Origin of the sequence: Niastella populi (assembly GCF_002078015.1) — a bacterium.
Lineage (GTDB): Bacteria > Bacteroidota > Bacteroidia > Chitinophagales > Chitinophagaceae > Niastella > Niastella populi.
The window spans coordinates 1-7411 of the sequence record NZ_LWBP01000258.1; the positions used below are offsets into that span (position 1 = coordinate 1).

Below are 7411 nucleotides of genomic sequence, written 5' to 3' on the forward strand. Positions count from 1 at the left end.
CGGTGGCGGCGGCTTCGGCGGCTTTGGCGGCGGAAGCAGCGGCGGCGGCGGCGCAAGCGGAAGCTGGTAAACTGGTGCTATTGAAAATTGAAGATCTGAATTTGAATATTGGAATTAAGTTATTGAGTTCGTGAGTTCATAGGTTATATGCACAACCCGGGCTTATAAACTCAATAACTTAATAGCCGGGAATTGCGATCTGAAACCTGAAACCTCTTGTAGCCCTATGCGTTCCCTTTTATTCCTGACCATTGGTTTTCTTTTAATCAACGTTTTCTCTTTTGCGCAGAATAAGAAAACTGGCGATTCATTTGTAAAACCACTACCGGTTCCCCACCAGGCGGTCAACGATTTTGCAAAGTTCCTTACTTCAGATGAAAGACAATGGCTCGAAAATGAATTGCGCGCATATTATACCCGAACTTCCAATGCCATTGTGATCGTCACCCTCGACTCACTTACCGATGCCAAAACAAAAATGGCATATACGATCGAAGAGGCCGCCCGAATGTATTTTAACACCTGGGGCATAGGCGACAGTGTAAAGAATAATGGCGTATTAATAATGGTCAGCCGCAGCCCCAGGCGGGTGCGGATAGAGGTAGGCATAGGGCTTGAAGACATACTTACCGATTTCGCCTGTCAGGCGATCATAGCTGATGTGCTGGTGCCGAATTTCAAACAGGGGGCTTTTTTCCAGGGAATGAAAGAATCGGTACGTGCCATTGAAAATAAACTTGACAATCGCGGTAAGGACGTACAAACGGCAGTGGCGCCACCAGCAACATCTCCAACCGGTCAACAGCCAACCGCATACGATCCGCAATTTCGGGGGGTAACATCACCCGGTATGGGGCCCGAACTGATCGTATTTGGTCTGTTTGCAGGGTTTACCATCCTCACTATTTATTTGGCCAGAACGATGGCCAGGTATAACGGGGGCTGGTATTCAAGAGATGGTTATCAGAACCGGGGCCTGGGATTTGATGATTCGTATTCAACAAAAGAGTATAAAACCGTATTCGGCGTTTTTCGGGTAACCTGGCGGTCGTCGGGCGGCGATTCCTCTACCAGGTCTTTTGAAGCAAGCTCATCATCCGATTCATCGGCTGGTAGTTCATCCTCATCTTCTTCAGGCAGCTATAGTGGCGGCAGCAGTAGCGGCGGCGGAGCGAGCGGAAGTTGGTAGGCAATCGGCAATCAACTTAGGCGGCGCAAGCTCGTATATTAATCTCAAATTCCCCGAGCCCCCTCACCATTCTTCCTCCCACTAAAAAAGCCACCCCGTTTCCGGAGTGGCCCCTTATAAACTTGTTAACTTGTCAACTCGTTAACCCGTCAACTAAAATCCCTTCTTATCTCCCCCTTCTATTTTCTCATTGATATAGTCAGTTTGTTCCTTCGCTCTGGCTTTGTCGGCTTCGGCGGTAAAGGCAGCGTTCTTTTTGTTGATCACGTTCTTCAGCATGCCATTTACATATGGTACCGCGCCATAAGGAGCCAGTTCATCCCTGAAATCAACTACCAGGTCTACGCCCTCTTTTACTTTTTTAGTGTCTTTCACAATGGTAAGGAAGTCGCAGAAAGGTTGCAGCAGGTTAAACTTCGCCTGTGAAATAGGCATATCCTTAAATGCTTTGGCAATTATGTCAAAGCTGGCCTCATCGCCGCTTTTAACCAGGATGTTGGTGATCGACTCCATCAGCCTGTTCTTCGCCTGATATTTTGCCAGGCGTTTTGCTTCGGCCACTGCAGCGGCGCTATCCAATTTGAAAAGAGCATCCAGTGCGGTGCCCGCAACACTGTACGATGAGTCGTTCACGCTCTTTGTGAAAAGCGATTTATAAGCACCGTCATGGTATTGTGCAAGCGCAGTAAGTGCACTGCCGCGTACGGTTGTTTTTGTATCGCGCTGTGCAATTTCGGTAAGAACCGGTTCTGCCTGTTTTCTTACCGTTTCATTTTTTAGATCGAGTTTGCTGATGGCGTAGGAGCGCAAGCCATGGAATTTATCTTTTAAAGCTAGTACCATCAGTTCCAGTGCTTTTGGATTATCCTGGTTGCGGCTGGCGAAATCTATAGCTTCGCGGCGATCGAGGTACCCGCCTGCATATTTATACTGGTGAATATAGTTCTCGAGGGTCTTGTTGTCTTTCTTCTCGGCAAGTAATGTTTTATTGCCGTCAACATTTACCAGGTCGGGGCGGCTGTTATAAGAGAAAGTGAAGGTATCGACTTTGTTCTTTACCCATACATCGTGGCGAACTTTTTTAGCGCCATTGTACACGTCGATGGCGATCGGGAGAGTAAAAGTTTTGTCACCCGCCTGTGTTTGTTTAACGATCACCTGTACTGTTTTGGCGTTATCGTCGTAAATATAATCAATGGTAAGTTTAGGATGACCAGCGCCAAAATACCACTGGTTCCAGAACCAGTTAAGGTCTCTGCCGGTCACTTCTTCAAAAGCCAGGCGAAGCTGGTGTGCTTCGGCGGGTTTGAATTTATTGTTAGTGAGGTACAGGTTCAGTGATTTGAAGAAAGCGCTGTCGCCAACATAGCTGCGCAGCATATGTAAGATCCGGCCGCCTTTGTTATAGCTAACGGCGTCGAACATGGCTTCTTTATCATTATAATAAAAGCGAACCAGGTTTTTCTTCTCGCTTTGGCTGCCGATATAGCCTTGCATATCGCCATAGTTCTGGGCGTCGCCGGCGTCTTTGCCGTATTTGAATTCATCCCACAGCGTTTCACTGTAGTTGGCAAATGACTCGTTCAGGCTAAGGTTGCTCCAGCTTTCGCAGGTAACCAGGTCGCCGAACCATTGGTGAAACAGTTCATGGGCGATGGTGCTTTCCCAGGCATTGCCATCGAGCAGTTCGCGGGCGTCCTGCTGAGCGCTTTCCTGGTGCAGGGTGGCGGTGGTGTTTTCCATAGCGCCGCTAACATAGTCGCGGCCTACGATCTGTGAATATTTTACCCAGGGATATTCCACACCAAGCACCTTTGAAAAGAAACCCATCATTTCGGGGGTATTGCCGAATATTTTGCGGGCTACAGGCGCATATTCTTTTTCTACATAATAATTAACTTCTTTGCCTTTGTAGGTGTCTTTGACAATGGCATATTCGCCAACACCCATAAAGAACAGGTAGGGGGCGTGCGGCAGGTCCATTTTCCAGGTATCGGTGCGGGTGCCGTCGCCGTTATTCTTTTGACCGGCCAGTTTTCCGTTTGACAGGGTAACGTATTTGGCCGGAACGGTCATGCTGATCTCGTTGGTTGTTTTTTGATTGGGTTTGTCAATGGTGGGGCACCATACCGAGGTAGCTTCGGTTTCACCCTGCGTCCAGATCTGGGTGGGTTTATCCTTTTCTTCGCCTCTGGGGTTAATGAAATACAAACCCTTGGCATCGGTGATGGCGGCGCTGCCCTGTACTTTTACTTCATCGGGTTTGGCGGTGTATTCGATATAAATGGTATACTTTTCGCCACCTTTATATGTTTTGTTGAGTTTGATATCCAGTTTCCATTGGTCGTAATCGAATTTCAGGGGTTGAGAAGAAGCTCCTTTTACAATGGCTACTTTGTGAATATCCATGCCTTTGGCATCGAGGGTAAGCGAATCGGTGGGGTAAAAGTGGGGGGCCAGGGTTATCCAGGCTTTACCGTTCATTTGAGATTTGCTGTAATCGAACTTAACGTCCAGTTTGGTGTGAACCAGATCGTTAATACGCGGAGCGCTTTCCCGGTACAGCTCTTTCCAGGTGGTGTCCCGGGCCGCTTCTTCGTGTGGTTGCGCCCAAACAGCAGGCAGTATTCCCAGCGCCAGAATCAGTAACGAAAGCTTCTTCATATTGAAAATTTAGAATTTAGGTCGTAAAGATAGGCGTGCAGTTTCTTAATAAATGTAAAAAAAAGTATAAGTGGCTGACATAAAAAGGCAATTAATTAGATTTGCTCTTATGAGCAATCCTTACCGCGTTATAAAGATGTTGATGTTTGTAACAGGGTTTTGTATGGTTTCATGTACAACGGCACTGGCACAGCAGTCTTTATTTGTCTATCTGCAATCGGAGAACTGGCAACCGTTCTATGTGCAAATAGGCGATAAGGTATATAGTTCCTCTGGCATCGGGCACCTGGTGATCTCCGGATTGAGTGATAAAACCTGCCGTTTTGAGGTGGGTTTCCCGCAACATACCGTTCAGCCCCAGCGCTTTTCGATCCCCCTGCATAACCGTGACCACGGGTATGAACTTGTGAAGAACGGTTCAAAGGGATGGGCGCTGCGCAACTGGCAAACCGATGAGATCATAAAGCCGTTAAAAGAAGCCGGCAGCAGCTCCCTGTTGTATGGCGAACGCAAAAAAGATGATGCATTCGCTACCCTCATGGCCGCCGTTGTGAATGATTCTGCCGTTCTATACACCTCCATCATAAAAAAGGAAAGCCCTGCCGCACCAGTAGTGGCAGGTACAGAGGAGAAGGGGCAGGAGGTGAAAAAAGAAGAAAAACGGGTGCAGGATAGCGCCGCCGCGCAGATGGTAAAAGTTGATTCGCCTGCACCGTCTGATCCGCTGCCCCCGGTGGAAACGGCAAAAGCGGAAACTGTTAACGTCGATACGGTTCAGCTCAATAAGAATGCTGTTGCAGATAGTGCAGTTACAAAATATGACCCAAAAGAAAGGGGACTGAATGAAAAGCCTGCCGGGGTAGCCAAAATTCAGCATCAAACAAAAGACGGACAAACAAAAATGGTGTTTGTCGACAGTAGTGAATCGCCCGCCAAAGTGGTGACGGTTTATATAGAAGCGGAAAAGAAAGAAACAGAAAAAACGCCTGCAGCCGTGGTTGTAAAAAGTGAACCGAAGCAGGAAACCGTGCTGCCCTCGGTTAAACAGGAAATGACGGTAGAAGTAGTTACCAATGAAAAAGAGCCTGAAAATGAGGCTGAAAAAGCACCGGAAAAAACAACTGAAAAAACAGTGCGGCTAACTAAAGAAGAGCTGGCCGAACAAATAAAGAAAGAAACCTGGGGTACAGCTCCGGAAAAGAGAACGTCGGTGACCGATACGGTTACCATCATTCTGGAATCGAACCAGGTAAAGAAAGCCACAACCGCAGAGGAGCCGCAACCTTTATACCGGCCGAAGCAGGAGCCTGAAACCGGGCCTGCCAAACCGGTAACCCCAGATTCCGCCGTTGTTCAAATGACGGCGCCGGCTAAACCTGTTGCGGAAGAAACGCCAAAGACTGCGGTTACCCAGCCGGCAGCGGAAGAAAAAAAGGAAGTGAAGCAGGAACCTGTTAAACAGGTTACAGAAGAAAAGGCAGAACCGGTTAAACCGGTGGTTGCAGAGGCCAAAAAGGAAGAGGAGCCGGTTAAAACTGAAAAGGATGGCGCAAAGCCTGAGCCGTCGGCAGATTCGGCGGTTGCGGTAAAAAACACGCCCCCGGTTGTGGTTGCAAAAGAAGCCGACAAGCCAAAGGCCGTCTTGCCCGAAAAGAAAGAAGAGCCTGCCGGCAGTAAGGTGGTAATGATCAATTCCGATTGTGTAAAGCTGGCTACTGATAATGATGTTGATAAAATGCGGGTGAAAATGATGGCTGAAAGCGATCTGCAAAAAAGATTTGCCATCGTAAACAAGTACTTCAAAAGTATGTGTTTATATGCGCGGCAAATTAAGGGGTTGTCAGAATTGTTCCCCGGCGACGATTCCAAGTACCGGTTCTTCGAAATGGCTTATCCGTTTGCCGCCGATACCGCCAACTTCAAGCAGTTGCACGAACTGCTGACCGGGGAAGAGTATGTAACGAAGTTCAAAAAGCTGGTGAAACTGCAATAGAAAGTAAGAATATAAGACAAACAAAGGGCGGGTCGTTCTGTGGAGCGGCCCGCCCTTTGTTTTTAATTGGCGACATAGTCAGGCCATAGAAAAACGACAATGGGCAGTGCTTCCTGGGGATTGGCCGGCGCGTTTTTGGGGCTTAAGCTAACTTTGACATGTTGAAACATCTTAGAATGCCGCGGACCTGCTTCGGGACAGAGCAAAGGCCATCTAAGAGAAGTCTAAAAGAAGTTGCGAAGAAATCCACCGTTTTTTACGCGCTGTCTTATACTCCGGAGCCACCGCCTGGCTTTTAAACATTTCACCTTTTCAACGCGGGGATCGATATTTGCCCGATGAACCGATATTTTCTGGAAGTGTCATACCATGGCGGGCGATATGCCGGGTCGCAGGTGCAGCTCAACGCTTTAACCATACAGGCGGAAATTGAAAAGGCCCTGGCGGTCTATTTCAGGCAGCCATTGACCCTTACCGGTTCCTCCCGTACCGATGCCGGCGTGCATGCCAGGCAGAACTTTTACCATTTCGATCTTCCTATGCCATTGAACCCCAGGGCTATATATAATCTGAACGCTATTTTGCCGGCAGATATCGCCATAAAACAGTTGATACCGGTGCCGGCAACGGCCCATTGCCGGTTCGATGCGGTAGCGCGTGAATATGAGTACTATATATACCAGTATAAAGATCCCTTCCTGGTCGACCGGGCCTGGTATTACCCATACACCATCGATTGGGCGGGCTTGCAGACCGCTGCGGGGGTGGTAAAGGAGTATACCGATTTTACCTCGTTCTCAAAACGCAATTCGCAGGTAAGGACCTTCAACTGTAATATCATGTATAGCGAGTGGAAAGTGCTGGAACAGGGGGCTGTTTTCAGGGTAAAAGCGAACCGCTTTTTGCGGGGGATGGTACGTGGGCTGGTGGGCACTATGTTGCAGGTTGGGCGGGGCAAAATAACGGTTGAAACGTTCAGGCAGATCATCGAAGCAAAGGACTGTACAAAGGCTGATTTTTCTGTGCCGGGACATGGTTTGTTTTTACAAAAAGTAGAATACCCTGAACATTACTTTTCAAAAAGCTGAAATTGTAAATCGGTTGAACATGATAGTGGGACGTTAGTTTTGCGGCGCGCAAAACAATTATAGAATGATTATATTCAATGGAAAGGCATGTGAAAAAAAATAATGTGCTGAAATGCTTGTGGGGCCTGTGTTTCAGTGGTTAATGAAAAATAAGTTCTGAAATTATTTGGTAGTAAGTTAAACACACCTATCTTTGCGGCCCGCTTTACAAAAAAGCAATTCCACTTAAGTTCTTTATATAAAAAAATCACCAGCTACACATAAGATAAGTGCAGATTTTGAGAAGAAAAGACAAGTGAAAAAGATGAAAAAAAGTTTGGAAGAAAGAGTGAAATGAACTTATCTTTGCAGCCCGGTTTGAACGAAGCTCTTTACAGATTATTGCAACGAAAACAGAGAGAAAGAAATTGTGAAAAAGGGAGAATAAATTTGGAAGCAATAATTGAAAACTCTTACCTTTGCAACCCCAATCAAAAA

Annotated in this window: 4 protein-coding genes; 3 read left to right on the forward strand and 1 reads right to left on the reverse strand. The window is 47.2% G+C overall.

Annotated elements, in window-relative coordinates; translation table 11 throughout:
- Positions 1–226: 226 nt before the first annotated feature.
- Positions 227–1189: a TPM domain-containing protein gene (locus A4R26_RS34265; RefSeq protein ID WP_081171731.1), complete on the forward strand. Its 963-nt coding sequence runs from the start codon at positions 227–229 to the stop codon at positions 1187–1189.
- A gap of 153 nt (positions 1190–1342) precedes the next feature.
- On the opposite strand, the gene A4R26_RS34270 is transcribed toward A4R26_RS34265, so the two are convergent.
- Positions 1343–3853, reverse strand: a complete 2511-nt coding sequence (locus A4R26_RS34270) for a M1 family metallopeptidase (RefSeq protein WP_081171732.1) — start codon at positions 3851–3853, stop codon at positions 1343–1345.
- A gap of 163 nt (positions 3854–4016) precedes the next feature.
- Between A4R26_RS34270 and A4R26_RS34275 the strand changes: the two genes are divergently transcribed.
- Entirely contained in the window at positions 4017–5846 is a 1830-nt protein-coding gene (locus tag A4R26_RS34275; protein ID WP_133054866.1) for a hypothetical protein, read from the forward strand.
- Positions 5847–6184: 338 nt separating this feature from the next.
- Positions 6185–6934: a tRNA pseudouridine(38-40) synthase TruA gene (truA, locus tag A4R26_RS34280; protein ID WP_081171735.1), complete on the forward strand. Its 750-nt coding sequence runs from the start codon at positions 6185–6187 to the stop codon at positions 6932–6934.
- Positions 6935–7411 lie beyond the last annotated feature (477 nt).